Origin of the sequence: Brucella ciceri (assembly GCF_041930145.1) — a bacterium.
In the GTDB taxonomy this organism is placed as follows: Bacteria; Pseudomonadota; Alphaproteobacteria; order Rhizobiales; family Rhizobiaceae; genus Brucella; species Brucella intermedia.
The window spans coordinates 1-25,640 of sequence record NZ_JBHEEV010000002.1 but is presented as its reverse complement, the minus strand read 5'-3'; the positions used below and the strand labels follow the sequence as shown (position 1 = coordinate 25,640).

Sequence of the window (25,640 nt, the reverse complement as noted above, 5' to 3'; positions counted from 1 at the left end):
TCCTGCCACCTCTTACAGGGAGGATGAAATGGCTGAGTTGAAGCTCTATACCAACCCGATGTCGCGCGGACGTATCGCGCGCTGGATGCTGGAAGAGATCGGCAAACCCTACGATGTGGAAATACTGGATTTCGGCCCGCCGATGAAAGGCCCCGACTACTGCACGATCAACCCCATGGGAAAAGTGCCGGCCCTGCGTCACGGCGATGCGGTGGTAACGGAAGTGGCGGCGATCTGCGCTTATCTCGCAACGACATTTCCCGAAGCCGGTCTGGCGCCGCATCCGAATGAGCGTGCAAATTTCTTCCGCTGGCTGTTCTTTACGTCCGGCCCCGTCGAAGCTGCACTTTCCAACCATGCGCTCGGATTTGAAATCCCCGCCGACAAGCAGGGGATGGTCGGCTACGGCAATTACGACACAGTGGTCAACACTTTGGAAAACGCCGTCTCACAGCATCCATATATCACCGGCGATCGCTTTACCGCAGCTGACGTTTACGTCGGTTCACACGTAGGATGGGGCCTGCGCTTCGGCACGCTGCCCGCCCGGGGAGCATTTGTGGCCTATTGGGACCGATTGAAGGATCGCCCGGCGATGAAACGAGCCACCGAACTGGACGAAGCAGCCGCTGCCGCCACACAACATTAATACGGAATCGCTGGCTGTTCAGGCCACGTGATCTGGCCAGCCAGTTCAAATGTCCGCGAAAATGCCTGTGATCCTTTGGGCGAGAAGGCGATGACCCGCCCCGCTTCGCGACGTGCCCACCCTTGCGAAATAAAATGGTTCAGGAGCGCCGCGCCCAGTGCTCCGCCAAGATGGTTGCGGCGTTCACTCCAGTCGAGGCAGTGGCGGCAGACGGGCCGCTTGCCCTGCTCCAGGGTGGTGACATTCACACCAAGACAGTTGAAAAACGATTTGCCCTTCTCGGTCAGCATCGGCTCGCCATCGTCGGCAATGAGACCAAGTCTATACGACGCATCAAGCATCTCGACGCCACGTTCACCCGCCAGATGATCGTAGCAGATGCGCGCCTTGCGTAGCGCCTGGTCTTTCGGGCCGGTCCGCACCCGCACGGCGCCGGTGCGTTGCGCGAGTCCCATTAGTCCTTCCAGAACCTGCGCAACATCCGTTCCTGAAAGACGGAAATAGCGATGCCGTCCCTGCTTCTCCGCAACCAGCAGATTAGCAGCATCAAGTTTTGCAAGGTGCCCGCTGGCCGTTTGCAATGTCACACCTGCCGCAGATGCAAGCTCACTGACCGTCAGTGCGCGGCCGTCCATCAGCGCCGTGAGCATGTTTGCACGCGCAGGGTCGCCAAGCAGTGCGGCAACGGAAGCTATGATCGGGCCATCTTTCATACTTCGATGCTAACCGAACTATAGAGATAATTCAATTGCTACATTGTCAGCATCGAACACAGGCATTTGAAGGAGACATGCATGATTACCTGTTTCATCCGCTATCAGATCGACCCGTTCAAGGCGGATGCCTTTGCTGAATATGCACGCAACTGGGGACAGGCCATTCCGCGATGCGGCGCCAATCTCATTGGCTATTTCGGACCACATGAGGGTTCGTCAACGACAGCCTATGGCGTCTATTCAATCGAAAATCTTGCCGCTTATGAAGCCTATCGCGCTCGGCTTGCCGCCGATCCGCTTGGTCGCTCCAACTATGAATTTGCGCGCCGGGAACAATTCATCCGGTCAGAGGATCGCATCTTCCTGAAACTTCAATCCGCACCGCATGGGGAGTTCATCAAGCCATGATTGCAGTCATATTCGAAGTCTGGCCGGCTGATGACGACAGGCGCGGCCAATATCTCGATATTGCAGCTAGCCTGCGCGACGATCTTTCCAGAATCGACGGCTTCCTGTCGATAGAGCGTTTTCAAAGCCTTGCCGATCCGGACAAGTTGCTCTCGCTTTCGTTCTGGCGTGACGAAGAAGCCGTACGCGAATGGCGCAACTCGCCGTCCCACCGACTAGCACAGGGACAGGGCCGCAAGGGCGTTTTCGAGAACTATCGCTTACGTGTGGCCAGCGTCATGCGCGATTATGGCCTCGATGATCGTATTGGGGCCCCCGAAGACAGCCGTTCAGCGCACGCTGCATAATGAAAAGCCGGGCACTGCCCGGCTTCTCTATTTCTGTTTTCGACCTTAACCGATCAGCGCCTTGACCGCGGCGATTGCATCAGCCGCTTTTGCACCATCCGGGCCACCGGCCTGGGCCATATCCGGACGACCACCGCCGCCTGCACCGCCAAGGGCTGCGGAAGCGGCCCGAACCAGATCGACCGCGCTGAACCTACCGAGCAGATCTTCCGTGACCGCCGCTACTGCGCTGGCCTTGTCGTCTTCGCCGACACCAATAAACAGCACGACGCCGGAACCCACCTGCTTCTTGCCTTCATCAGCAAGCGGCTTCAGATCACGCGGAGAAACGCCGGTCACAATCTTGCCGAGGAATTTGACGCCATTCACGGCTTCAACTGCACTGCCCCCGTCCGCCGAACCGCCGCCAAGTGCAAGCTTCTTGCGGGCATCAGCAAGTTCACGCTCCAGCTTCTTGCGTTCATCGAGCAGTGCATTGACGCGTTCCAGCGCTTCGGCCGGCGTCGTCTTCAATGCCCCGGCGATGGCCTTTACGCGTTCGTCCTGCTCTTCGAGATAGAGGCGTGCAGCCTCACCCGTCAGCGCTTCCATGCGGCGAACGCCAGCGGCGACCGCGCCTTCGGAAACGATACGCACGAGGCCTATATCGCCGGTCTGGCGCACATGCGTGCCGCCACAAAGCTCAACCGAATAGGCTTTGCCTTCCTTCGAGCCGTGTTTGGCGGTGCCCATGGAAACAACGCGCACTTCGTCGCCATATTTTTCACCGAACAGCGCCATGGCGCCTTCGGCAATGGCATCGTCAACGGCCATCAGACGCGTGCTGACAGGAGCGTTCTGCAAAATGATCTCGTTGGCAAGGTTTTCAACCTTCGCCAGTTCTTCGGCAGAAATCGGTTTGGGATGCGAGAAGTCGAAGCGCAAGCGATCCGGCGCGACGAGCGAACCTTTCTGGGCGACATGGCTGCCGAGCGTTTCCCGCAGGGCCTCATGCAGAAGATGCGTTGCCGAATGGTTGGAACGGATACGGGTGCGGCGCGCCGAATCCACTTTCAGCTCAACCGCATCGCCGGTCTTGACGCTGCCATTGGCAACTTCGCCGATGTGAACGAAGACGCCCTCGCCCTTCTTCTGCGTATCCTTGATGGCGATGACAAAACCTTCACCGGAAATCGTGCCGGTATCGCCCTGCTGGCCACCGGATTCTCCGTAGAACGGTGTCTGGTTGACCACCACCGAAACAACCTCGCCTTCAGAAGCCGACTGCACTTCAGCACCGTCGCGCACCAGGGCAGCCACGACACCTTCCGCGCTTTCAGTTTCATAACCCAGGAATTCAGTCGCACCGACCTTATCCTTGATACCGAACCAGATCGTTTCGGTTGCAGCTTCACCGGAACCAGCCCAATTGGCCCGTGCCTCGGCCTTCTGGCGTTCCATGGCCGCGCTGAAACCATCCGTATCCACGGCGATACCACGCTGCCGCAGCGCATCCTGCGTCAGATCAAGCGGGAAGCCATAGGTGTCGTAAAGCTTGAAAGCAGTTTCACCGTCGAGGCGATCGCCTTCAACAAGGTTTTCAGTTGCGTCCGACAGAAGTCCAAGCCCGCGATCCAGCGTCTTGCGGAAGCGGGTCTCTTCAAGCTTGAGCGTTTCCGAAATAAGAGCCTCAGCGCGGATCAATTCCGGATAAGCCTGTCCCATTTCGCGGATCAGGGCTGGCAGCAGACGCCACATCAGCGGCTCTTTGGCACCCAGAAGCTGGGCATGGCGCATCGCGCGGCGCATGATGCGACGCAGCACATAACCACGGCCTTCATTGGATGGCAGAACGCCATCGGCGATCAGGAAGCTCGACGCGCGCAGATGGTCGGCGATCACGCGGTGGCTGGCACGGAATTCGCCGTCAGCCTTCACGCCGGTAGCCTCTTCCGAAGCGCGGATCAATGCCTTGAAGAGATCAATATCGTAATTGTCATGCACGCCCTGCAGAACGGCTGCAACCCGCTCAAGTCCCATGCCGGTATCAATGGACGGACGCGGCAGGTCGATACGCTGTTCAGGCGTGATCTGCTCGAACTGCATGAAAACGAGGTTCCAGATCTCAATGAAACGATCGCCGTCTTCGTCAGGCGATCCGGGAGGTCCACCCCAGATATGGTCGCCATGGTCGAAGAAGATTTCCGAACATGGACCGCAGGGCCCGGTGTCGCCCATGGCCCAGAAATTATCGCTGGTGGCGATGCGGATAATACGGTCGTCGGAAAGACCGGCGATCTTCTTCCAGTAATTCGCTGCGTCGTCGTCCGTATGATAAACGGTGACAAGGAGCTTGTCCTTCGGAAGACCGAATTCCTTGGTGATCAGGTTCCAGGCGAAGCTGATGGCCTCGTCTTTGAAATAGTCGCCAAACGAGAAATTGCCCAGCATTTCAAAGAAAGTATGGTGACGCGCGGTATAACCGACATTGTCCAGATCGTTGTGCTTCCCGCCGGCGCGAACGCATTTCTGAGAGGTCGTGGCGCGATTATAGGAACGATGTTCAAGGCCGGTGAAGACATTCTTGAACTGCACCATCCCCGCATTGGTAAACATGAGCGTCGGATCGTTACGCGGAACGAGCGGGCTCGATGGAACGACCTCATGCCCGTTCTTGCGGAAATAATCGAGGAATGTGGACCTAATCTCGTTGACACCAGCCATAAGTCACCTTTGGGCTTTACTGCCCTGCACGGACACAGCTTTGCAGAAAGCTGCATCAATTATCCTGTTCAAACTCCCACAGCCGCCAACCGTCATCGAAGGCCCGAGGCTCTCTCGCACTGCTAGAACGTGAAGTGGAGTTTTCGGTTGACCGCTTTTAACGGTGCCTTGCTTTTCTGTCCAGATAAGTACGCTGCGCCATAAAAGCAATTTCTGCTGAAAGACGTTAAAGGAGGCGCTTTTCATATCGCAAGAATCTATCGCCCAAAAACAAAGCCCCGTGCGCATGCACGGGGCTTTGGTAATTCAACCTGGGCTGGCGATCCTACATTTCTGCGGCGTCGCCTGCGTCTTCTTCGGGTCCGCCATCTTCGAGGAATTGCTCGGCAATCAGCCCGGCATTCTGACGAAGCGTGGTTTCGATCTCGCGGGCCACTTCCGGGTTGTCCTTGAGATACTGCTTGGCGTTTTCACGACCCTGCCCGAGCCGCTGGGAATTATAGGAGAACCACGCACCCGACTTTTCGACAACACCAGCCTTCACGCCAAGATCGACCAACTCACCGGTCTTGGAAACGCCAGCACCATACATGATGTCGAATTCGACCTGCTTGAAGGGCGGAGCAAGCTTGTTCTTGACGACCTTGACACGGGTCTGGTTGCCTACGACTTCATCACGTTCCTTGATCGAGCCGATACGGCGAATATCGAGACGAACCGAAGCATAGAACTTGAGAGCGTTACCGCCAGTCGTCGTTTCCGGCGAACCGAACATCACACCGATCTTCATGCGGATCTGGTTGATGAAGATCACCATGCAGTTGGAACGAGAGATAGACGCGGTAAGCTTGCGGAGCGCCTGGCTCATGAGACGTGCCTGAAGACCAGGCAGGGAGTCACCCATTTCACCTTCGATTTCGGCGCGAGGCGTCAAGGCAGCCACCGAGTCGACGACGAGAACGTCGATAGCGCCCGAACGCACGAGCGTATCGGTGATCTCGAGCGCCTGCTCGCCGGTATCCGGCTGCGAAATCAGCAGGTTTTCAAGATCGACGCCCAGCTTGCGAGCATAGACCGGATCGAGCGCATGTTCCGCATCGACGAACGCACAGATACCGCCCTTCTTCTGTGCCTCCGCGATCGTGTGCAGCGCCAGTGTCGTCTTACCGGAGCTTTCCGGGCCGTAAATCTCGACAATACGTCCTTTAGGCAAGCCACCAACGCCGAGCGCGATGTCCAGCGAGAGCGATCCGGTCGATACTGTTTCGATCTCTACGACCTGATCGTTCTGGCCAAGGCGCATGATCGAGCCCTTGCCGAACGCCCTTTCAATCTGCGACAATGCCGCATCGAGAGCCTTAGTCTTGTCCACTGAATTTTCCTCAACAAGTCGCAATGAATTCTGAGACATCTTACACCATCCTCTTGTCTCGCTAGAAGCCCGGCAGGCTCGTTGCCACGATCTATTTGTATCTGTTTTGTTCTCATTTTGCAATGCCGTTAACTCATTGATTATAAACAATTCTGAAATTTTGTTCTTTAATCGTTCTCTAACATCAGCAATTACGAAAATAATAAAGCCATCCAGCATTTAGCTTATTTCAAACCAAACCGTGAGCCCGACGATTCGCGAGAACAAACAAAAACGCAGCCCTTCTTGCGAAGGACTGCGTGATCGCGGTGACTGGTTTTGCGAAACGGAATCAGCCGGCAGCGCGGAGCGGCGAAATCTGGATTTCCACGCGGCGGTTCTGCGCGCGTCCTTCCGGTGTCGCATTGGTGGCAACCGGCTGGCTGGCTCCATAGCCGATGACGGCAAAACGACGTGGGTCGATGCCCTGCGAACCGAGATAACTTGCAACCGAGGCGGCGCGGCGCTGCGACAAAGCCTGATTATGGCTGACGCTGCCAGTCGAATCGGTGTGGCCGTAGACGTCCACGAGCGTCTGATTGAACTTGCGCAGCACGATCGCGACCGAATTAAGCGTCGGATAGAACTGGCTTTTCACCTGATCCTGATCGGTATCGAAGGTAATGCTCGAAGGCATGTTCAGGATGATCTGGTCGCCATTACGGGTCACGGAAACGCCCGTCCCCTGTAACTGCGCGCGAAGCTCGTTTTCCTGACGATCCATGTAATTGCCGATTGCACCGCCACCGAGCGCACCGATACCGGCGCCGATCAGCACCGCATTGCGCTGCGCACGGCTCGAACCGCCGACCATCAGGCCGCCGAGAGCACCCACAGCCGCGCCGATCGCAGCACCACCGGCAGTGTTCGACATCTTCTGTTCCCCGGTATAAGGATCAGTGGTGCAGCCTGCGAGAAATGTGGCGGCGAAAAGGGCAATACCGGTCTTTTTCAGCATGAAATGGTCATCCTCGATTAGCGAATCCGCTCGCATGATAGTAGCGATTAAGGCCGGATGGTGTTTTGGATAAGAGATTGAATCCGGCCAGTCGCTTTTTAACTGAAGCCTCCGCAATTGCGCAACTGCGCGGCGTAACGATTGGCCATTGATTGGGCGCGTTTTGCGCCATTGAGCGCCGTTGCATTCCCCCGCCAGGCGCCGCGTGCATAACCGCCATGGCCGGAATAGTAGGCGAGATACAGGCTATAGGCATCCCCACGATTGATCCCGTTCTTCAGATAGCTCTGGTAGTGATACCAGCCGATGAAGTGGACCGCGTCCGCAAAATTGGTGCGCGATGCCGTCCAGCGGCCCGTTTCGCGCTTGTAGCGGTCCCAGGTGCCATTCAGCGCCTGCGAATAGCCGTAGGCGCTGGAAGCCCGCTTCCACGGGATGATCCAGAGAATCTTGGTGCGCGGCGGCCGCGCATAGGGCTGGAAGCCGGATTCCGTATAAATCGTCGCCATCAGAACCGGAACCGGAACGCCGAACTCGCGTGAAACCCGTGTGGCAGCCGTCTGCCAGTTATTGAACCAACCGTCGCGTTGATCGAAGACCGCGCATACATTGTTGACCTGCCGTGGGGCGGTCGCGCAGCCTCCAAGGATCACGAGCGCGACGAGAAACAAAACGCGCATCATGGAAAACCTCGTCTCTTTGCAAAGATTGATAAAGCGTAAAAATTAAGAAGACCTTTCTAACGAGAGGTCGCACCATACCCGCCGCTTCAAACCCCTGTGAGAAACAAACAAGAGCCGCAGCCAAATGCGGACGCGGCTCAAACTGTGGATGAAAGTGGATAACTATGGGGATAGTTCATTTTCAAATGAAAAGAACGGTTCCGCTGAAACCGGTCTTCACCTGCGCCCCTGACGCTCCTGCCGCAGCCGTGCCCAATACTCCAGGCGCTTGCGAATATCCCGTTCGAAGCCGCGCTCCGGCGGATCGTAGAATTTCTGCCTTCCCATGCGTTCCGGAAAATAATCCTGCCCCGAAAAAGCATCGGGCTGATCATGGTCATAGGCGTACCCCTCGCCATAGCCCTCATTCCTCATCAGCTTGGTTGGCGCATTGAGAATATGCTTGGGCGGCAGAAGCGAACCATTCTCCTTGGCCGCACGCATAGAGGCTTTATAGGCCATATAAACCGCATTCGACTTCGGGGCGGTCGCAAGGTAAACGCAGGCCTGCGCCAGCGCCAGCTCGCCTTCCGGTGACCCCAGATAGTCATAGGCATCCTTGGCGGCATTGCAGATGACCAAGGCTTGCGGATCGGCAAGGCCTATGTCTTCCACCGCCATACGCACAAGCCGTCGACCGAGATAGAGCGGGTCCTCGCCCGCATCGAACATACGGGAAAGATAGTAGAGCGCCGCGTCCGGGTCCGATCCGCGAACGGATTTATGCAGCGCCGAAATCAGATTGTAATGTCCGTCCTGCCCCTTGTCGTAAACCGGAGCACGGCGCTGCACGACATCCTGTAATTTTTCTGCCGTAAACACTTCATCCGGACGGGCAGCGCGCCAGACTTCCTCGGCAAGCGTCAGCGCTGCGCGTCCGTCTCCATCAGCCATGCGGATGAGACTGGCCCGTGCTTCTTCGTCCAGTGGCAGCGGGCGTTCTTCCTGCTCCTCGGCGCGGGTTAGAAGCGTTGCGATGCTCTCGCCGTCATGCGGATGGAAGGTCAGCACCCTCGCCCGGGACAAAAGAGCGGCATTGAGCTCGAAAGACGGGTTCTCTGTCGTGGCACCGATCAGGATTACGGTGCCGTCTTCCATGACCGGCAGAAAACTATCCTGCTGTGCGCGATTGAAGCGATGAATTTCGTCCACGAAAAGCAACGTTTGACGCCCGGACATACGACGTGCGCGCGCAGCTTCAAAAACCTTCTTGAGATCGGCAACGCCGGAAAAGATTGCCGAAATCTGTTCGAACGCCAGATCGGTCTCTCCGGCAAGCAGGCGGGCAACCGTCGTCTTGCCGGTTCCCGGCGGTCCCCAGAAGATCATGGAGCCGAGCGACCCGGATGCGATCATGCGCGTCAGCACACCTTCAGGCCCTGTCAGATGTTCCTGCCCGGTCACTTCCGACAGATGTCTAGGACGCAGACGGTCAGCAAGCGGACGGTTGCGGTCCGCGTTCGGGTCTGCCGCTGCTGAGAAAAGATCGCTCATTCAATTGCTCTATCAAAAGACCATACCGCTTCAGGCATAATGCGGCCCGAAGCGGCATGCAACTTTTAGCGATCTGTCGGTATCGGTTAACGCACAAACTGGCGCAACAGCATTCCGTTACGCTCCACCTCAAGCCGCCAGGCGAGACCGCGCCCCGCTTCCAGAATCGCGGTCAGATCTCCCACGGTCCGGATGGAGTTTCCGTTGATGCTGCGAACGATATCACCGGGACGCAAGCCGAGCCTTGCCGCCGGAGAGCCGGAATAGACATCAACCACCGCCACGCCCTGGCTGTCGCGCTTCAGGCGCAATTTTGCAGCGGTCGAAGGCGTGAGTTCAAGCACCGATGCACCAGCAAAGGGATTGTCGCCCTCGACAACCTGCGGCGCGGTTTCCTTGACCGCTGGCGCTTTGGAGAGCTTCACCGGGATGGTCTGATTTTTTCCGTTCCTCATGATTTCGATCGACACGGTGTTACCAATACCGGCCGTCGAAAGACGATAACCAAGAACGTCCTGGTTATCGACGCGGACGCCCTGGACGGACAAAACCACATCGCCGATTTTCAACCCGGCCGCTTCAGCCGGTCCGCCTTTTGCGACGGCCGTGATCAAGGCCCCGTATGGCTTCTCCATGCCGAGGCCTTCTGCCAGATCGGCCGTCACGCCCTGGAAAGTGGCGCCGATATAGGGGCGCTCGAAACTCGTGCTGCCATTCTGCGCGGCCTCGACAACGGCGCGAACCATGTTCGACGGAATCGCGAAGCCGATCCCCACCGAGCCGCCGGAACGCGAATAGATCGCGGTGTTGATACCGATCAGGCGCCCGCGCATGTCGATTAGCGCACCGCCCGAATTGCCGGGATTGATGGCAGCATCGGTCTGGATAAAGAAATCGAAATCGGAAATCCCAACTTGAGTGCGCGATTGCGCGGAAACTATACCGCTCGTCACCGTCTGGCCCACGCCGAAGGGATTGCCAATCGCAAGCACCAGATCGCCGACTTCTACGTCATCAGAGTTACCGAGGCCGAGGACTGGAAACTTGTCCTTGGCTTCGATTTTCAGAACGGCGAGATCAGTGGTTTCGTCACGCAGAAGCAGCTTGCTTTCAAACTCGCGCCCATCCGACAGGGCGACCTTGATTTCATCCGCGTCCTTGATGACGTGGTTGTTCGTCACCACGATGCCCGAACTCTCGACGATCACCCCGGAACCGAGCGATTGTTGGATGCGCGGCTTGCTTTCGCCAAACTGCCGTCCAAAAAACTGCTCAAAGAAGGGATCGCCCGCAAAGGGCGAACGCGCCTGCACCTGACGAGCGGCATAGACGTTCACAACAGCCGGTGTCGTTTCCTTCACAAGCGGAGCGAAGGACAACTGCATGTCGGCCCGGTTGAGCGGTATCTGTGTCTGTGACGCCGCGGGCGCATCCTGCGCCACGGCGAAAGGAACAGCCGGTCCGACCGATGCCAGCACGAGACCCAATATGCTTAAACGTCGCCAATTCATGCACATACTCCGCACTTATCAAGGTCTGCCGCTTCCACAAAGGAAGCAAGACTCGGGTGTTGAATGTAGTCAACTGAACGCAAGGATAAAGGGCCACATTGTGACCTGGGGCCATAAACCGTCTGTTTTTGGCGCATGCTGCCCCGCAAAAAACATGAACGGTCAAGAACGCAAGCAAAAAGGGCCGCACAAGGCGGCCCTTTGATTGATCAGAAATCAGCGCAGATTATGCTGCGTCTGCTTCCGCAGCCTGTTCGGCTTCGACGCGGGCGCGGTCAGCCTTGCCCTTTGCATCGACGTCGCGTTCCACGAATTCGACAACTGCCAGAGGCGCGTTGTCGCCAGCGCGGAAGCCAGCCTTCATGATGCGGATGTAGCCACCGTTGCGGGTCGCATAGCGAGCAGCCAGCGTATCGAACAGCTTTGCGACGAGCTTGACGTCGCGAATAGCCGAGATAGCCTGACGGCGGGCATGCAGATCGCCGCGCTTGCCGAGCGTGACAAGCTTTTCAACGATCGGGCGAATTTCCTTAGCTTTTGGAAGCGTCGTCACAATCTGCTCGTGTTCGATAAGCGAAGCAGCCATGTTGGCGAACATCGCCTTGCGGTGCGAGGCAGTGCGGTTCAGCTTACGGTATCCGTTACCGTGACGCATGAGCCTTCTCCTTAATTAGTTCTAGCCGGATAGCCGGTCTTAATATTGGTCTTCGTAGCGCTTTGCGAGATCTTCGATATTTTCCGGCGGCCAGGACGGGATTTCCATACCGAGATGGAGACCCATCGATGCCAGAACTTCCTTGATCTCGTTGAGCGACTTGCGGCCGAAATTCGGAGTCCGCAGCATCTCGGCTTCCGTTTTCTGGATCAGATCGCCGATGTAGACGATGTTGTCGTTCTTCAGGCAGTTTGCCGAACGGACGGACAGTTCGAGTTCGTCCACCTTCTTGAGCAGAGCCGGGTTGAAAGCCAGTTCCGCAACCTGTTCCTGCGGAGCTTCCTTCTGCGGCTCTTCGAAGTTGACGAAGATCGCCAGCTGGTCCTGGAGAATACGAGCAGCGTATGCCACTGCGTCTTCACCGCTGACCGAGCCGTTTGTCTCGATGTTCAGCGTCAGCTTGTCATAATCGAGAACCTGACCTTCTCGGGTGTTCTCGATCTTGTACGACACCTTGCGAACCGGGGAATACAGGCTGTCGACCGGGATAAGCCCGATCGGAGCGTCTTCCGCGCGGTTGCGGTCGGCAGGCACATAGCCCTTGCCGGTGTTGACGGTGAATTCCATGCGGATTTCAGCGCCTTCGTCCAGCGTGCAGATGACGTGATCCGGGTTGAGGATCTCGACATCGCCCACAGTCTGAATGTCGCCAGCCGTAACGACGCCTGGGCCTTCCTTGCGGACGACCATGCGCTTCGGGCCCTCGCCTTCCATGCGGATGGCGATTTCCTTGACGTTCAGAACGATATCCGTAACGTCTTCGCGGACGCCCGGGATCGAAGAGAATTCATGCAGAACGCCATCGATCTGAATGGCGGTCACGGCAGCGCCGCGAAGCGACGACAGAAGCACGCGGCGCAGAGCATTGCCGAGCGTCAGACCGAAGCCGCGTTCCAGCGGTTCAGCAACGACGGTTGCGTGCGTACGGGAGCCGTTGGTGATGAAATCCACCTTATTCGGCTTGATAAGTTCCTGCCAGTTCTTCTGGATCATGTAAGTATCCCTCTATCAATCGTCGCTACCATCCTATCGTAGCGATCAAGTGAAGAAACCGCAGAGGAGCCCCGAACTTGAAAAGCCCGAGGCTCATACGGCATGTGAACGAGGATTAGACCCGGCGCTTCTTGCGCGGACGGCAACCGTTGTGCGGGATCGGCGTAACATCGCGGATCGACGTGATCACGAAGCCGGCAGCCTGAAGGGCGCGCAGCGCAGATTCACGGCCAGAGCCCGGTCCGCAAACCTCGACTTCGAGGGAGCGCATGCCATGTTCCTGTGCCTTCTTGGCGCAGTCTTCGGCAGCGATCTGAGCGGCAAACGGGGTCGACTTACGCGAACCCTTGAAACCCTGAGCACCAGCAGACGACCAGGCAATCGCATTGCCCTGAGCATCCGTGATGGTGATCATGGTGTTGTTGAACGTCGAATTTACGTGGGCAACGCCCGACGAGATGTTTTTACGCTCGCGACGGCGAACGCGCGTGGCTTCCTTGGCCATGACAGTCCTTTCAATCGATCTCTACACCGCCGTAATTCCAGCGGCTACACCGGTCCTCAAGAAAGGACCAGCATCAAACCCAACCGGCGCACCGGAAAGGCTCGACGGAACATACGTCCCGTCGAAATTACTTCTTCTTGCCTGCGATTGCCTTCGCCGGACCCTTGCGGGTGCGTGCGTTGGTGTGCGTGCGCTGGCCGCGAACCGGCAGCGAACGACGATGACGCAGACCGCGGTAGCAGCCCAGGTCCATCAGGCGCTTGATATTCATCGAAACTTCACGACGCAGGTCGCCTTCGACCTGGTAGTCAGCATCGATTGCTTCGCGGATCTGAAGGACTTCAGCATCCGACAGCTGGTTAACGCGACGATCGTCAGCAATGCCGACCTTCGTTACGATTTCCCGAGCAAATTTCGGTCCGATCCCGTGGATGTACTGAAGCGCAATAACAACGCGCTTGTTCGTCGGGATGTTGACGCCAGCGATACGTGCCACGTCTGTTCTCCTTGAGTTATAGAAATTTCCATCTGGCAGATGCGATCAACCAGACAGCATTAAATGACCGGTACCGGCCTCTTTCGATTTCCGCCGATACCCGCCATTCAAAACCAGTTGAAGTGGCGCAGTCTTTGACGGAATCGCCCGAAAAAGTCAACTCTTAACTGTCCCGTAAAGCCATCAAATCGGCCTGACAGGCAATTCAAGCAACTTCTGGAAGCAATAAACGGGCAGAAAATGCTTCACGCTTTCCCTGCCCGTATTGGAACAAGGCTTCTTCAAGCCTCTTCAATTTTCACGCCGGAACGAGAATTCTCTCGATTTCGGCGGTAACTTCTTCTACCGGCGCCATGCCATTGATGACGCGCAATTCACCGGTTCCCGCATAGTAACTCGAAAGCGGCGCCGTCTTTTCACGGTATTCCACGAGACGCTTGCGGAAAGCTTCGGGATTGTCGTCCGAACGGACCTGACCACCCTTGGCGATCGTCTCGTTCACGCGGCTCTCCATCCGCTTGACCAGCGCATTCTCGTCAACCTTCAGCTCGATCACTGCATCGAGCTTGAGGCCCTTGCCCGCCAACATGGCTCCCAGAGCCTGGGCTTGCGGCACCGTGCGCGGGTAACCGTCAAGGATGAAACCGTTCGCGCAATCCGGAGCATCGATGCGCTCCGATACGATCTGGTTCACGATCTCGTCGGAAACCAGTTGCCCGGCGTCCATCACGGCCTTGGCGCGCTTCCCGATCTCGCTCTGCTGGGCGACTGCTGCACGCAGCATGTCGCCGGTCGAGAGCTGAGGAATTCCATGCTTCTTGGTAAGAAGTCCAGCCTGCGTCCCCTTACCTGCTCCGGGCGGCCCAAGAAGTATCAGTCTCATTTATTGCGTTTCCCACCTCTGAGTTTGGACTTCTTGATCAACCCTTCATATTGATGGGCGATCAGATGCCCCTGAATTTGCGCAACCGTGTCGAGCGTCACGCTCACAACGATCAGCAGCGAGGTGCCACCAAGATAGAAGGGCACACCGGTTGCGGAAATCAGGAATTCCGGCAGGAGACAGACAAGCACGATATAGATGGCGCCGACAACAGTGATGCGTGTCAGCACATAGTCTATGTATTCGGCGGTACGCTCACCCGGACGGATGCCCGGAATAAAGCCGGAATGCTTCTTGAGCTGGTCAGCGGTGTCCTTGGGATTGAACACAATGGCCGTATAGAAGAAGCAGAAGAATGCCATCAATGCAGCATAGAACAGCATGTAAAGCGGCTGTCCGTGACCGAGCGCATTGAGAATGGTCGTCGCCCAGGCAGGCATTTCCGTCGTGTTGGCGAAGCCGGCAACAGTCGCAGGCAGAAGCAGCAGCGACGAAGCGAAAATCGGAGGAATAACGCCTGCGGTATTGAGCTTCAGCGGCAGATGCGAGGTGTCGCCCTGGAACATGCGATTGCCGACCTGACGCTTCGGATACTGGATCAGAAGACGACGCTGCGCACGTTCGACGAAAACGATGACCGCAATCAGCACGATAGCAAGAATAATGACGCCCAGAATGAGGCCCGTCGACAACGCGCCGGTACGGCCAAGCTCCAGTGTGCCGGAAATTGCGTGCGGCAGGTTTGCGACGATACCAGAGAAGATGATCAGCGAAATACCGTTGCCGATACCGCGCGCAGTGATCTGCTCGCCGAGCCACATCAGGAACATCGTGCCACCCACAAGGGTAATCACCGACGAGACCATGAAGAAAGGTCCGGGGCTGGTAACGATGCCGTTACCGGATTGCAAACCGACCGAAATCGCGTAGGCCTGAACAAGCGCCAGAAGCACCGTGCCGTAACGCGTATATTGATTGATGATCTTGCGACCCGCCTCGCCTTCCTTCTTCAGCGCTTCAAGCGACGGCACAACGGACGTCATGAGCTGCACGATAATGGAGGCAGAGATATAAGGCATGATGCCGAGCGCGAAAATGGCCATACGACCAACGGCGCCACCAGCAAACATGTTGAAGAGCCCGAGCACACCTTGGCTATGCTGCTGGAAAGCCTGCGCAAGCGCGTCAGGATTGATGCCGGGAAGCGGAATATAGGTGCCGAACCGGTATACGAGCAAAGCACCCAGCGTGAACCAGATGCGCTTCTTGAGTTCTTCTGCCTTCGAGAAAGCCGAAAAATTGAGATTGGAAACTAGCTGTTCAGCAGCCGATGCCATTAAAATTTCTCCGGTGAAAAGTCTCCGGTCCTCCGCCCCCGTCAGCGCAATCTATAGCGGTCGCGCCTCGAGACTAAAAAGACCCTACCCAGATATGCGCATTGGCATAAATGTGCAAGCGGCGGCACTAAGGCCGCCGCTTTTTATTTTTGTATCGAAGCCTTATTCGGCAGCGGCTTCAGGAAGCTTGATGCTACCGCCGGCCTTTTCGATCTTTTCGACCGCAGCCTTGGAAGCACCGGCTACCTCGAAGGCAACCTTTGCCTTCAGTTCGCCGTCCGAAAGGATGCGAACGCCGTCCTTGGCGCGACGAATCACGCCGGCAGCCTTCAGCGAATCGAGGTTCACAACAGCCTTGACGTCGAGCTTGCCTGCATCGATAGCGGCCTGAATACGGCCGAGCGACACAACGTTGAAGCTCTTTGCAAAGATGTTGGTGAAACCGCGCTTCGGCAGACGGCGGTAGATTGGCATCTGGCCGCCTTCGAAGCCATTGATCGAAACGCCCGAACGGGACTTCTGACCCTTGACGCCGCGACCACCGGTCTTGCCGGTGCCCGAACCGATACCGCGACCAACGCGCTTGCGCGCCTTGACCGAACCTGGCTTGTCACGCAGATCGTTGAGTTTCATATCTCTATCTCCCTGCGCTATCACGCCTCGTCCACAACGCGAACGAGGTGTGGAAGCTTGGCAATCATGCCACGGACTGCCGGAGTATCTTCCAGCGTGCTGCGGCGGTGCATTTTATTAAGACCCAGACCGATCAGCGTTGCGCGCTGCTCGGCTGGACGACGGATTGGGCTTCCGATCTGCTCGACCGTAACCGTCTTGCCCTTCTTCTCAGCCATCACTCAAATCCCTTGTCTATGGCGTATCCGGTGGCCTGAGCGGCCCCGGACGAACACAAACTATCGGCTATTCTTCCGAACCGACCACATCATGGCGGCGAGCCTGAAGGGTCGAGTACTTGATGCCGCGCTGTGCAGCGATGTCCTTCGGATGCATCTGATGCTTCAGAGCATCGAACGTCGCACGAACCATGTTGTAAGGGTTCGACGAACCGAGCGACTTGGCGACAACGTCCTGAACGCCGAGCGTTTCGAACACTGCACGCATCGGACCACCGGCGATGATACCCTTACCAGCAGGAGCTGCGCGAAGCAGAACCTTGCCGGCGCCGTGACGGCCTTCAACATCGTGATGCAGCGTACGGCCCGAACGCAGCGGTACGAAGATCATGTCGCGCTTAGCAGCTTCGGTAGCCTTGCGGATAGCTTCCGGCACTTCACGTGCCTTGCCATGACCGAAGCCTACGCGGCCCTTCTGATCGCCAACAACGACGAGCGCAGCAAAACCGAAGCGACGGCCACCCTTGACGACCTTGGCAACACGGTTGATGTGAACGAGCTTATCGACGAATTCGCTGTCGCGCTCCTCACGGCCGCGATCTTCGCGGTTACGTTCTCTCTGTGCCATATCCTGATTTCCTTTTTCTTTTCCGGAAGCACAAATGCTAATTAGAAGCTAAGGCCGCTTTCGCGAGCAGCTTCGGCGAGAGCCTTCACACGGCCGTGGTAAATGAATGCACCACGGTCGAACACTACGTCCTTGACGCCAGCCTTGACGGCACGCTCAGCAACCAGCTTGCCAACGGCAGCGGCTGCTGCGGAGTCGGCACCGGTCTTGAGCTTGCCCTTGAGGTCGCCATCGAGGGTCGAAGCGGCCGCAAGCGTAACGCCGCGGACGTCGTCGATGATCTGGGCGTAGATGTTCTTGGAAGAACGGTGCACGCTGAGACGCGGACGGCCATTGGCGACAGCCTTGACCTGGCGGCGTACACGAGCAGCGCGACGCTGCAAAGTTTCTTTTGGCGATGCCATGACGCGCTTCCCTTACTTCTTCTTGCCTTCTTTGCGGACGATCTTCTCGCCAGCATACTTGACGCCCTTGCCCTTGTAGGGTTCGGGGCCGCGATATTCGCGGATCTCAGCCGCGACCTGACCGACCTGCTGCTTGTCGATACCCGAAACGACGATTTCCGTCGGCTTCGGAACAGCAACAGTAATGCCAGCAGGCACGTCGTAGACCACTTCGTGGCTGAAGCCGAGCGAAAGCTGCAGGTTCTTGCCCTGCATGGCAGCGCGGTAACCGACGCCGCTGATTTCGAGCTTCTTTTCAAAGCCGTCCTTCACCCCAACAAAAATGTTGGAGATCATCGTGCGGGACATGCCCCACTTCGAACGAGCTTCCTTCGACTGGTCGCGTGGATCGACGCTAACAGCGCCGTCTTCCATCTTAACCAGAACTTCATCGTGCACGACGAAGGAGAGTTCACCCTTCGCGCCCTTTGCCTTGACGATCTGCCCATCAACACTGGCGGTCACGCCTGCCGGGACCGGCACGGGTTTTTTACCGATACGAGACATTTTGATACCTGTCTTTTATCTGTTCGCTGTCAACCGCATCAGAAGATGCGGCAGAGCAGCTCACCACCAACGTTTTGTTCACGGGCTTCATGATCCGCCATCACGCCCTTCGGCGTGGAGAGGATCGAGATGCCGAGGCCGTTCGCGACCTGCGGGATCGACTTGACCGACACGTAAACGCGACGGCCAGGCTTCGATACGCGGCTGATCTCACGGATAACCGGAACACCTTCGTAGTACTTCAGTTCGATTTCGATCTCGGCCTTGCCGTTCACGAATTCACTCTGCGTGTATCCGCGGATGTAGCCTTCAGACTGAAGGACATCCAGAACGCGAGCGCGCAGCTTGGAAGCCGGGGTCGTAACCTTGGTCTTCTTGCGGCCCACTGCGTTGCGAATACGGGTCAGCATATCGCCGATAGGATCTGACACAGACATATGCTACTCCTTACCAGCTCGACTTGACGATGCCCGGTACCTGACCGAGCGAACCCAACTGACGGAGCGCGATACGCGACATCTTCAGTTTACGGTAGTAACCACGCGGACGGCCCGAAACTTCGCAACGATTGCGAATACGAACCTTCGATGAATTGCGCGGCAGTTCGGCAAGCCGGATGGTGGCGCGGAAGCGCTCTTCCAGCGGAAGGCCCTGATCCATTACGATCGCCTTCAGACGTGCACGCTTGCCAGCGTGACGCTTAACCAACTTTTCGCGGCGCTTGTTTTTTTCGACTGCGCTAGTCTTGGCCATATTAATATACCTCGCTACGCTTGCCGTTACTGCCGGAAGGGGAAGTTGAATGCACGCAGAAGAGCGCGCGCTTCATCATCCGTCTTGGCGGTCGTGCAAACGATGATGTCCATGCCCCAGATCTGATCAACCTTATCGTAGTTGATTTCCGGAAACACGATGTGCTCCTTGATGCCCATGGCATAGTTGCCGCGGCCGTCAAAGCTCTTCGGGTTCAGGCCGCGGAAGTCGCGGACGCGAGGAAGAGCGATCGTGACAAGACGATCAAGGAATTCGTACATGCGGTCCTGGCGAAGGGTAACCTTCGTGCCGATCGGCATGCCCTCACGCAACTTGAACGTTGCGATCGAGTTACGGGCGCGGGTCACGACAGCCTTCTGGCCGGCGATCTGGCTGAGGTCTTCAGCAGCAACCGCAGGCTTCTTGGAATCGCCAGTGGCTTCGCCAACGCCCATGTTGAGGACAACCTTGGTGATGCGCGGAATCTGCATCTCGTTGTCGTATTTAAATTCTTCAAGCAGAGCCTTACGAATGTTTTCGTTGTAAAGCTTCTTGAAGCGGGGAAGTGCCTTAGCTTCAGCCATCGATCAGCGCTCCAGAACGTTTTGCGACACGAACCTTCTTGCCGTCCTCGACGCGGAAACCGACGCGAGTCGGCTTGCCGTCCTTGGGGTCAGCAATTGCCAGGTTGGACAGGTGGATCGGCGCTTCCTTGGAGATAATGCCGGCTTCCTGGGTCTGGGTCTGACGCTGATGGCGCTTTACAATGTTGATACCGCGAACGAGCGCCTGCTCATCCTTCGGCATAACCTTGAGAACTTCGCCCTTACGGCCCTTGTCCTTACCGGACAGCACGACAACGCTGTCGCCTTTGCGAATCTTCTGCATCGTCTTGCTTCCTTACAGAACTTCCGGAGCCAGCGAGATGATCTTCATGTGGTTCTTTGCGCGGAGTTCGCGCGGAACCGGTCCGAAGATACGCGTGCCGATTGGCTCTTTCTTGTTATCGATGAGAACGGCTGCATTGTTATCGAAACGAATAACGCTGCCGTCCGGACGACGGATGTCCTTGGCGGTGCGTACAACAACCGCCTTCATCACGTCACCCTTTTTGACGCGGCCGCGCGGAATAGCTTCCTTGATCGACACCACAATGATGTCGCCAACGGAAGCGTAACGCCGCTTCGAGCCGCCCAGCACCTTGATGCACATGACACGACGTGCGCCGGAATTATCCGCCACGTCGAGGTTTGTTTGCATCTGAATCATGACTGGCCGCCTTCTTTCCTCTCAGCTGGTTAAGGGCTCCTGCCCTACCTAAGCTGCGTGTTTATAATTTAGCCTGCTGCTTCGTTCGTCAGAACGACCCAGCGTTTGTCCTTCGAGATCGGAGCCGATTCCTGGATGGAAACGAAATCGCCGACCTTGAACTGGTTGTTTTCGTCATGCGCCTTGTACTTCTTAGACTGACGCACGGTCTTCTGGAGGAGCGGATGCGAATAGCGGCGCTCAACCTTGACCACAACAGTCTTGTCATTCTTGTCGCTGACGACAACGCCCTGCAGAACGCGTTTAGGCATTATATTCTTCCTTATGCCTTGCTTGCGGCCGCCTTCTGGCGGGCAATAGTCTTGATACGCGCGATGTCGCGGCGAACCTGCTTCACGCGCGCGGTTTTTTCGAGCTGGCCGGTGGCCTTCTGAAAGCGCAGGTTGAACTGCTCTTTCTTCAGGGTGCCCAGCTCGTCATTCAGTTGATCGAGGCTCTTCGCCCGAACGTCTGCGGCTTTCATAGTTGCCTCTCTCTTATTCAGCAATGCGCTGGATAAAGCGCGTCTTGATCGGCAACTTTGCGGCGCCGAGTCTGAGGGCTTCGCGTGCCACATCTTCGGGTACGCCGTCAAGCTCAAACATCACGCGACCTGGTGCCACACGGCATGCCCAGTAGTCAACCGAACCCTTACCTTTACCCATACGGACTTCAGTAGGCTTCGAAGTTACCGGCAGGTCAGGGAAGATGCGGATCCACACGCGACCGGCACGCTTCATGTGACGGGTGATCGCGCGGCGGGCCGCTTCGATCTGACGTGCAGTGACGCGTTCCGGCTCAACGGCCTTCAAACCGAATGCACCGAAATTCAGATCCGTGCCGCCTTTCGAGTTGCCGTGAATACGGCCCTTGAACTGCTTGCGGAACTTGGTGCGCTTAGGCTGCATCATTGTTCTCTACTCCAAATTTCTCGCCCGCGGCCCGCTTTTTAAGCGTTTTCGCGGCGGCGGTTCGACGAGGAACCCTGATTGTCACCCTCGACCGCACGACGCTCGGAAGCCATCGGATCGTGTTCAAGGATTTCGCCCTTGAAGACCCAGACCTTCACGCCGCAGATACCATAAGCGGTCTTCGCTTCTGCCGTGCCGTAGTCAATATCGGCGCGCAGCGTATGAAGCGGAACGCGACCTTCACGGTACCATTCCATGCGAGCGATTTCCGCGCCACCCAGACGACCCGAGCAGTTGATACGGATACCTTCGGCCCCAAGACGCATTGCCGACTGAACGGCACGCTTCATGGCGCGACGGAATGCCACACGGCGTTCGAGCTGCTGAGCGATCGACTGGGCGATCAGCGTAGCGTCGATTTCCGGCTTGCGAACTTCAACGATGTTGAGCGACGTATCGGCATTGGTCATCTCGGAAAGCTTCTTGCGGAGCTTCTCGATGTCTGCACCCTTCTTGCCGATGATGATGCCCGGGCGAGCCGAATGGATCGTCACGCGGCACTTCTTGTGCGGACGCTCGATAACGATCTTGGAGATCGCGGCCTGCTTGAGTTCCTCGGTGAGGAATTCACGGATCTTGACATCTTCATGCAGCAGCTTGCCGTACTCACCGGTATTCGCGTACCAACGCGAATCCCAGGTGCGGTTGATGCCGAGACGAAGACCGATCGGATTAATCTTCTGACCCATTATGCGGCCTCCCCTTTTTCCGCGACTTCGCGGACAACAATGGTGAGATGCGAAAACGGCTTCTCGATCCGGCTTGCACGACCACGTCCGCGGACGTGGAAGCGCTTCATGACGATCGACTTGCCGACATAAGCTTCGGCGACGATCAGAGCATCGACGTCGAGGTCATGGTTGTTTTCAGCGTTCGCAATTGCGGACTGAAGCGTCTTCTTGACCGTATCGGCGATCCGCTTGCGCGAGAACGTCAGATCGGCAAGTGCCGCATTCACCTTCTTGCCGCGGATCATGCTCGCAACAAGGTTCAGCTTCTGCGGGCTGACGCGCAGCGTGCGGGCAACAGCTTGCGCTTCGTTGTCCTTGAGCTGACGGGGAGCTTTAGCCTTGCCCATCGTTACTTCCTCTTCGACTTCTTGTCCGCGCCGTGACCGTAATAGGTACGCGTAGGCGCGAATTCACCGAACTTGTGTCCGACCATTTCTTCCGAAACCGACACCGGCACATGCTTGTTGCCGTTGTAGACGCCGAAAGTCAGGCCGACAAACTGCGGCAGGATGGTGGAGCGGCGGCTCCACATCTTGATAACTTCATTACGACCGCCTTCGCGTACCTTCTCAGCCTTCTTGAGAAGATAGCCGTCGACAAACGGACCTTTCCAAACTGAACGAGCCACTTCAGACTACCTCTCTTACTTCTTGCGCTGATGGCGCGAACGCATGATGAACTTGTCGGTCGCCTTGTTCGAGCGCGTCTTCTTGCCCTTCGTAGGCTTGCCCCACGGAGTGACAGGGTGACGACCACCCGAGGTACGACCTTCACCACCACCATGCGGGTGATCGACCGGGTTCATTGCAACGCCGCGAACGTGCGGACGCTTGCCACGCCATACCGAACGACCGGCCTTGCCGTCGTTGATGTTGCCGTGGTCCGGGTTGGATACTGCACCGACCGAAGCAAAGCAGGCACCTGGAACCAGACGCTGTTCACCGGAATTGAGGCGCAGAATGGCCATGCCCTGATCGCGACCGACAAGCTGTGCGTAGGTGCCAGCCGAACGAGCGATCTGACCGCCCTTGCCCGGCTTCAGCTCGACGTTGTGGATGATCGTGCCAACCGGCATGGAAGCGAGCGGCATTGCGTTGCCCGGCTTCACGTCGACGGAGTTGCCGGCAATGACCTTGTCGCCAACAGCAAGACGCTGCGGAGCCAGGATGTATGCCAGTTCACCGTCTTCATAACGGATGAGCGCGATGAACGCGGTGCGGTTCGGATCGTATTCCAGGCGTTCTACGGTGCCGACAACGTCAAGCTTGCGGCGCTTGAAGTCGATGAAACGGTACGAACGCTTGTGACCGCCGCCCTGAAAGCGGACAGTGATACGACCGGTGTTGTTACGGCCACCCTTCTTGGACAGACCTTCGGTCAGGGACTTGACCGGCTTGCCCTTGTAGAGTTCCGAACGGTCCACGATGACCAGCTGACGCTGGCCTGGCGTGATCGGATTAAAATGCTTGAGTGCCATTGTCTCTTACTCCATGGCCTCTCAGAGACCGGTCGAAACGTCGATGCTCTGGCCTTCGGCCAAAGTAACGATCGCTTTCTTGACGTCGCTCTGGCGCCCGATAAGGCCGCGGAAACGCTTGACCTTACCCTTGCGCACTGCAGTGTTGACTGCGGTAACCTTGACGCCGAACAGCGCTTCGACTGCAGCCTTGATTTCCGGCTTCGTTGCCTTGCGGGCTACGTTGAAGACAACCTGGTTGTGTTCGGAAACCATGGTGGACTTCTCGGTGATAACCGGGCTGACGATCACGTCGTAATGGCGAAGATCAGTCATTTGAAACGCTCCTCGAGGGCTTCGACAGCCGCCTTGGAAAGAACGAGCTTGCCACGGCGAAGGATGTCGTAAACATTGATGCCCTGCACTGGCAGAACGTCGATGTTCGGGATGTTCGAAGCCGCGCGCTGGAAGTTCGCATCGATCTCTGCACCGCCGATGAGGAGTGCGTTTTCGAGACCGAGCTTGGCGAACTGCGAAACAAGCTGCTTCGTCTTGGCTTCCGTTGCAGCCAGATCATCGATGATGATCAGGTCAGATGCCTTTGCCTTTGCAGACAGGGCATGACGCAGGCCAAGAGCGCGAACCTTCTTCGGCAGATCGTGATCGTGCGAACGGACAACCGGTCCGTGAGCCTGACCACCGCCGCGGAACTGCGGTGCGCGAGCCGAATGGTGACGAGCGCGGCCCGTACCCTTCTGCTTGTACATCTTGGCGCCGGTGCGGCTTACGTCGCCACGGCCCTGAGCCTTATGGGAGCCCTGCTGGCGGCGAGCCAGCTGCCAGCGCACGACGCGCTGAAGAATGTCGTCACGCGGGTCGAGGCCGAAGATTTCTTCGTTCAGCTTGACCTTGCCGGCATCCTTGCCTTCAAGAGTGGTAATCGTGAGATCCATTATTCGGCTCCCTCAGTCGCGACAGCTTCAGCCTTCGCGGCACCTGCACGCAGAGCGGCCGGCTTCGGCGCGTTCTCAGGCAGCGAGACCTTTACCGCGTCGCGCACGATGATCCAGGCACCCTTGGAGCCCGGAACCGCACCGCGAACCAGGATCAGGCCGCGATCGCTGTCCGTCGAGACAACTTCAATATTCTGCGTGGTTACGCGGGTCTGGCCCATGTGACCAGCCATCTTCTTGCCCTTGAACACCTTACCCGGGTCCTGACGCTGACCGGTCGAGCCGTGAGCGCGGTGGGTAATGGAGTTACCGTGCGAAGCACGATGGCCACCGAAGTTATGACGCTTCATAACACCGGCAAAGCCCTTACCGATCGAAGTACCCGTCACATCGACCTTCTGGCCGGCGACGAAGTGTTCGGCGGTGATTTCAGCGCCGACTTCGAGGAGGTTATCCGGCGAAACGCGGAATTCCGCGACCTTCGCCTTAGGCTCGACCTCGGCCTTCGCGAAATGACCGCGCATAGCCTTGGACGTGTTCTTTACCTTGGCGATACCAACGCCAAGCTGAACAGCCGTGTAACCGTTCTTTTCAACTGTACGCTGAGCTACCACGTGGCAATTCTCCATGCGGAGAACCGTCACCGGCACATGCTCGCCGGCGTCGTTATAGACGCGGGTCATGCCCAGCTTCTGTGCAATAACACCTGAACGCATCGGGTTCGTTCCTTCCGTCCTCAAGCCGATTAAAGCTTGATCTCGACATCGACACCGGCGGACAGATCGAGCTTCATCAGCGCGTCCACCGTCTGCGGGGTCGGGTCAACGATATCGAGAAGACGCTTGTGCGTGCGCATCTCGAACTGCTCGCGGCTCTTCTTGTCGATGTGCGGCGACCGGTTAACCGTGAACTTCTCGATCCGTGTTGGAAGCGGGATCGGTCCGCGCACATTTGCACCGGTACGCTTGGCAGTCGACACGATTTCCCGCGTCGAAGCGTCAAGGATCCGATGATCAAACGCCTTCAGGCGAATGCGGATGTTTTGACCGTTCATTTCATCTGTTCCTTGTTACGCGGAAACGCCCGCTCTTGAGCGAGCGTTCCTGCACAAACCTTCATTACTCGATGATCGAGGAGACGATGCCTGCACCGACGGTGCGGCCGCCTTCACGGATAGCGAAGCGGAGCTTC

38 protein-coding genes are annotated in these 25,640 nt (G+C 57.3%); 3 read left to right on the top strand and 35 right to left on the bottom strand.

Translation table 11 applies throughout. From position 1 onward, the window contains the following. Positions 1 to 28: 28 nt before the first annotated feature. Complete coding sequence (locus JNC63_RS03310) at positions 29 to 649, top strand: glutathione S-transferase family protein (RefSeq protein WP_063882402.1); 621 nt, start codon at positions 29 to 31, stop codon at positions 647 to 649. Here the strand turns inward: JNC63_RS03310 and JNC63_RS03305 are convergent. Beyond that, positions 646 to 1,362 (bottom strand): ArsR/SmtB family transcription factor, encoded by a 717-nt coding sequence (locus JNC63_RS03305; protein ID WP_063882135.1) that lies wholly within the window; start codon positions 1,360 to 1,362, stop codon positions 646 to 648. The genes JNC63_RS03310 and JNC63_RS03305 overlap by 4 nt on opposite strands. Before the next feature lie 81 nt (positions 1,363 to 1,443). Between JNC63_RS03305 and JNC63_RS03300 the strand changes: the two genes are divergently transcribed. Both JNC63_RS03300 and JNC63_RS03295 read left to right on the top strand, forming a co-directional pair. Next, positions 1,444 to 1,773: an NIPSNAP family protein gene (locus JNC63_RS03300; RefSeq protein WP_063882134.1), complete on the top strand. Its 330-nt coding sequence runs from the start codon at positions 1,444 to 1,446 to the stop codon at positions 1,771 to 1,773. Further along, entirely contained in the window at positions 1,770 to 2,120 is a 351-nt protein-coding gene (locus JNC63_RS03295) for an antibiotic biosynthesis monooxygenase family protein (RefSeq protein WP_063882132.1), read from the top strand. Before JNC63_RS03300 ends, JNC63_RS03295 begins: the two co-directional genes overlap by 4 nt. Before the next feature lie 45 nt (positions 2,121 to 2,165). Here the strand turns inward: JNC63_RS03295 and alaS are convergent, their stop codons facing one another. The 34 genes from alaS to JNC63_RS03125 form a co-directional block, all read right to left on the bottom strand. Beyond that, on the bottom strand, positions 2,166 to 4,823 hold the full coding sequence (gene alaS / locus JNC63_RS03290) for an alanine--tRNA ligase (protein WP_374846116.1): 2,658 nt from the start codon (positions 4,821 to 4,823) through the stop codon (positions 2,166 to 2,168). Positions 4,824 to 5,148: 325 nt separating this feature from the next. Then, entirely contained in the window at positions 5,149 to 6,234 is a 1,086-nt protein-coding gene (gene recA / locus JNC63_RS03285) for a recombinase RecA (RefSeq protein ID WP_006471638.1), read from the bottom strand. A gap of 292 nt (positions 6,235 to 6,526) precedes the next feature. Continuing rightward, positions 6,527 to 7,192, bottom strand: coding sequence for a YiaD family glycine zipper/OmpA-like lipoprotein (locus JNC63_RS03280; RefSeq protein WP_063882128.1), 666 nt, complete (start codon positions 7,190 to 7,192; stop codon positions 6,527 to 6,529). A 98-nt stretch (positions 7,193 to 7,290) separates the two neighbouring features. Continuing rightward, positions 7,291 to 7,875, bottom strand: a complete 585-nt coding sequence (locus JNC63_RS03275; protein ID WP_006466997.1) for a transglycosylase SLT domain-containing protein — start codon at positions 7,873 to 7,875, stop codon at positions 7,291 to 7,293. Positions 7,876 to 8,091: 216 nt separating this feature from the next. Beyond that, the gene (locus tag JNC63_RS03270) at positions 8,092 to 9,408 is read right to left on the bottom strand and encodes a replication-associated recombination protein A (RefSeq protein ID WP_063882127.1); all 1,317 of its coding nucleotides are present in this window, start codon (positions 9,406 to 9,408) and stop codon (positions 8,092 to 8,094) included. Between the two features lie 86 nt (positions 9,409 to 9,494). Next, positions 9,495 to 10,919: a DegQ family serine endoprotease gene (locus JNC63_RS03265; protein ID WP_063882124.1), complete on the bottom strand. Its 1,425-nt coding sequence runs from the start codon at positions 10,917 to 10,919 to the stop codon at positions 9,495 to 9,497. Between the two features lie 226 nt (positions 10,920 to 11,145). Further along, on the bottom strand, positions 11,146 to 11,574 hold the full coding sequence (rplQ, locus tag JNC63_RS03260) for a 50S ribosomal protein L17 (protein ID WP_006467000.1): 429 nt from the start codon (positions 11,572 to 11,574) through the stop codon (positions 11,146 to 11,148). A 39-nt stretch (positions 11,575 to 11,613) separates the two neighbouring features. Further along, complete coding sequence (locus tag JNC63_RS03255) at positions 11,614 to 12,627, bottom strand: DNA-directed RNA polymerase subunit alpha (protein ID WP_006467001.1); 1,014 nt, start codon at positions 12,625 to 12,627, stop codon at positions 11,614 to 11,616. 115 nt (positions 12,628 to 12,742) lie between these two features. Beyond that, a complete protein-coding gene (rpsK, locus tag JNC63_RS03250) occupies positions 12,743 to 13,132 on the bottom strand; it encodes a 30S ribosomal protein S11 (protein ID WP_002964339.1) in 390 nt (129 codons plus the stop codon). A gap of 127 nt (positions 13,133 to 13,259) precedes the next feature. Next, on the bottom strand, positions 13,260 to 13,628 hold the full coding sequence (gene rpsM / locus JNC63_RS03245; protein WP_006467002.1) for a 30S ribosomal protein S13: 369 nt from the start codon (positions 13,626 to 13,628) through the stop codon (positions 13,260 to 13,262). Positions 13,629 to 13,926: 298 nt separating this feature from the next. After that, complete coding sequence (locus JNC63_RS03240; RefSeq protein ID WP_063882123.1) at positions 13,927 to 14,511, bottom strand: adenylate kinase; 585 nt, start codon at positions 14,509 to 14,511, stop codon at positions 13,927 to 13,929. Beyond that, positions 14,508 to 15,848: a preprotein translocase subunit SecY gene (secY, locus tag JNC63_RS03235; RefSeq protein WP_006467005.1), complete on the bottom strand. Its 1,341-nt coding sequence runs from the start codon at positions 15,846 to 15,848 to the stop codon at positions 14,508 to 14,510. Before secY ends, JNC63_RS03240 begins: the two co-directional genes overlap by 4 nt. Positions 15,849 to 16,010: 162 nt before the next feature. Next, positions 16,011 to 16,481, bottom strand: coding sequence for a 50S ribosomal protein L15 (gene rplO / locus JNC63_RS03230; protein ID WP_063882121.1), 471 nt, complete (start codon positions 16,479 to 16,481; stop codon positions 16,011 to 16,013). Between the two features lie 20 nt (positions 16,482 to 16,501). Next, a complete protein-coding gene (gene rpmD / locus JNC63_RS03225; RefSeq protein ID WP_002967737.1) occupies positions 16,502 to 16,699 on the bottom strand; it encodes a 50S ribosomal protein L30 in 198 nt (65 codons plus the stop codon). 67 nt (positions 16,700 to 16,766) lie between these two features. Then, positions 16,767 to 17,327, bottom strand: coding sequence for a 30S ribosomal protein S5 (gene rpsE, locus JNC63_RS03220; RefSeq protein ID WP_006467009.1), 561 nt, complete (start codon positions 17,325 to 17,327; stop codon positions 16,767 to 16,769). A gap of 41 nt (positions 17,328 to 17,368) precedes the next feature. Continuing rightward, positions 17,369 to 17,731: a 50S ribosomal protein L18 gene (gene rplR / locus JNC63_RS03215; protein WP_006467011.1), complete on the bottom strand. Its 363-nt coding sequence runs from the start codon at positions 17,729 to 17,731 to the stop codon at positions 17,369 to 17,371. A 12-nt stretch (positions 17,732 to 17,743) separates the two neighbouring features. After that, positions 17,744 to 18,277, bottom strand: a complete 534-nt coding sequence (gene rplF, locus JNC63_RS03210; RefSeq protein WP_006467012.1) for a 50S ribosomal protein L6 — start codon at positions 18,275 to 18,277, stop codon at positions 17,744 to 17,746. A 38-nt stretch (positions 18,278 to 18,315) separates the two neighbouring features. After that, the gene (rpsH, locus tag JNC63_RS03205; protein WP_006467014.1) at positions 18,316 to 18,714 is read right to left on the bottom strand and encodes a 30S ribosomal protein S8; all 399 of its coding nucleotides are present in this window, start codon (positions 18,712 to 18,714) and stop codon (positions 18,316 to 18,318) included. A gap of 10 nt (positions 18,715 to 18,724) precedes the next feature. After that, the gene (rpsN, locus tag JNC63_RS03200; RefSeq protein WP_006467018.1) at positions 18,725 to 19,030 is read right to left on the bottom strand and encodes a 30S ribosomal protein S14; all 306 of its coding nucleotides are present in this window, start codon (positions 19,028 to 19,030) and stop codon (positions 18,725 to 18,727) included. Between the two features lie 26 nt (positions 19,031 to 19,056). Further along, complete coding sequence (gene rplE / locus JNC63_RS03195) at positions 19,057 to 19,614, bottom strand: 50S ribosomal protein L5 (RefSeq protein WP_006467019.1); 558 nt, start codon at positions 19,612 to 19,614, stop codon at positions 19,057 to 19,059. Then, a complete protein-coding gene (rplX, locus tag JNC63_RS03190; protein ID WP_006467020.1) occupies positions 19,607 to 19,918 on the bottom strand; it encodes a 50S ribosomal protein L24 in 312 nt (103 codons plus the stop codon). The genes rplE and rplX overlap by 8 nt, the downstream gene beginning before the upstream one ends. A gap of 12 nt (positions 19,919 to 19,930) precedes the next feature. After that, positions 19,931 to 20,299, bottom strand: coding sequence for a 50S ribosomal protein L14 (rplN, locus tag JNC63_RS03185; protein WP_004683923.1), 369 nt, complete (start codon positions 20,297 to 20,299; stop codon positions 19,931 to 19,933). Between the two features lie 68 nt (positions 20,300 to 20,367). Then, on the bottom strand, positions 20,368 to 20,610 hold the full coding sequence (rpsQ, locus tag JNC63_RS03180) for a 30S ribosomal protein S17 (protein WP_006467021.1): 243 nt from the start codon (positions 20,608 to 20,610) through the stop codon (positions 20,368 to 20,370). A gap of 11 nt (positions 20,611 to 20,621) precedes the next feature. Further along, positions 20,622 to 20,822: a 50S ribosomal protein L29 gene (gene rpmC / locus JNC63_RS03175; protein WP_006467022.1), complete on the bottom strand. Its 201-nt coding sequence runs from the start codon at positions 20,820 to 20,822 to the stop codon at positions 20,622 to 20,624. Between the two features lie 13 nt (positions 20,823 to 20,835). After that, positions 20,836 to 21,249: a 50S ribosomal protein L16 gene (gene rplP / locus JNC63_RS03170; protein ID WP_006467023.1), complete on the bottom strand. Its 414-nt coding sequence runs from the start codon at positions 21,247 to 21,249 to the stop codon at positions 20,836 to 20,838. Positions 21,250 to 21,287: 38 nt separating this feature from the next. Next, a complete protein-coding gene (gene rpsC / locus JNC63_RS03165; RefSeq protein ID WP_006467024.1) occupies positions 21,288 to 21,998 on the bottom strand; it encodes a 30S ribosomal protein S3 in 711 nt (236 codons plus the stop codon). Beyond that, positions 21,998 to 22,387 carry a 50S ribosomal protein L22 gene (gene rplV / locus JNC63_RS03160; protein ID WP_006467025.1) on the bottom strand — a complete coding sequence of 130 codons (390 nt, stop codon included), beginning with the start codon at positions 22,385 to 22,387 and terminating at the stop codon, positions 21,998 to 22,000. Before rplV ends, rpsC begins: the two co-directional genes overlap by 1 nt. A gap of 2 nt (positions 22,388 to 22,389) precedes the next feature. Beyond that, entirely contained in the window at positions 22,390 to 22,668 is a 279-nt protein-coding gene (gene rpsS, locus JNC63_RS03155; protein ID WP_006467026.1) for a 30S ribosomal protein S19, read from the bottom strand. Positions 22,669 to 22,683: 15 nt separating this feature from the next. Next, on the bottom strand, positions 22,684 to 23,517 hold the full coding sequence (rplB, locus tag JNC63_RS03150; protein WP_006467027.1) for a 50S ribosomal protein L2: 834 nt from the start codon (positions 23,515 to 23,517) through the stop codon (positions 22,684 to 22,686). Between the two features lie 21 nt (positions 23,518 to 23,538). After that, on the bottom strand, positions 23,539 to 23,832 hold the full coding sequence (locus JNC63_RS03145) for a 50S ribosomal protein L23 (RefSeq protein ID WP_006467028.1): 294 nt from the start codon (positions 23,830 to 23,832) through the stop codon (positions 23,539 to 23,541). Next, positions 23,829 to 24,449, bottom strand: coding sequence for a 50S ribosomal protein L4 (rplD, locus tag JNC63_RS03140; RefSeq protein WP_006467029.1), 621 nt, complete (start codon positions 24,447 to 24,449; stop codon positions 23,829 to 23,831). The genes JNC63_RS03145 and rplD overlap by 4 nt, the downstream gene beginning before the upstream one ends. Beyond that, positions 24,449 to 25,165 (bottom strand): 50S ribosomal protein L3, encoded by a 717-nt coding sequence (gene rplC / locus JNC63_RS03135; protein WP_006471643.1) that lies wholly within the window; start codon positions 25,163 to 25,165, stop codon positions 24,449 to 24,451. The genes rplD and rplC overlap by 1 nt, the downstream gene beginning before the upstream one ends. Positions 25,166 to 25,194: 29 nt before the next feature. After that, complete coding sequence (rpsJ, locus tag JNC63_RS03130; RefSeq protein ID WP_002964363.1) at positions 25,195 to 25,503, bottom strand: 30S ribosomal protein S10; 309 nt, start codon at positions 25,501 to 25,503, stop codon at positions 25,195 to 25,197. A 64-nt stretch (positions 25,504 to 25,567) separates the two neighbouring features. Then, a partial coding sequence (locus tag JNC63_RS03125) for an EF-Tu C-terminal domain-related protein (RefSeq protein ID WP_445433045.1) occupies positions 25,568 to 25,640 on the bottom strand: 73 nt, incomplete at its 5' end.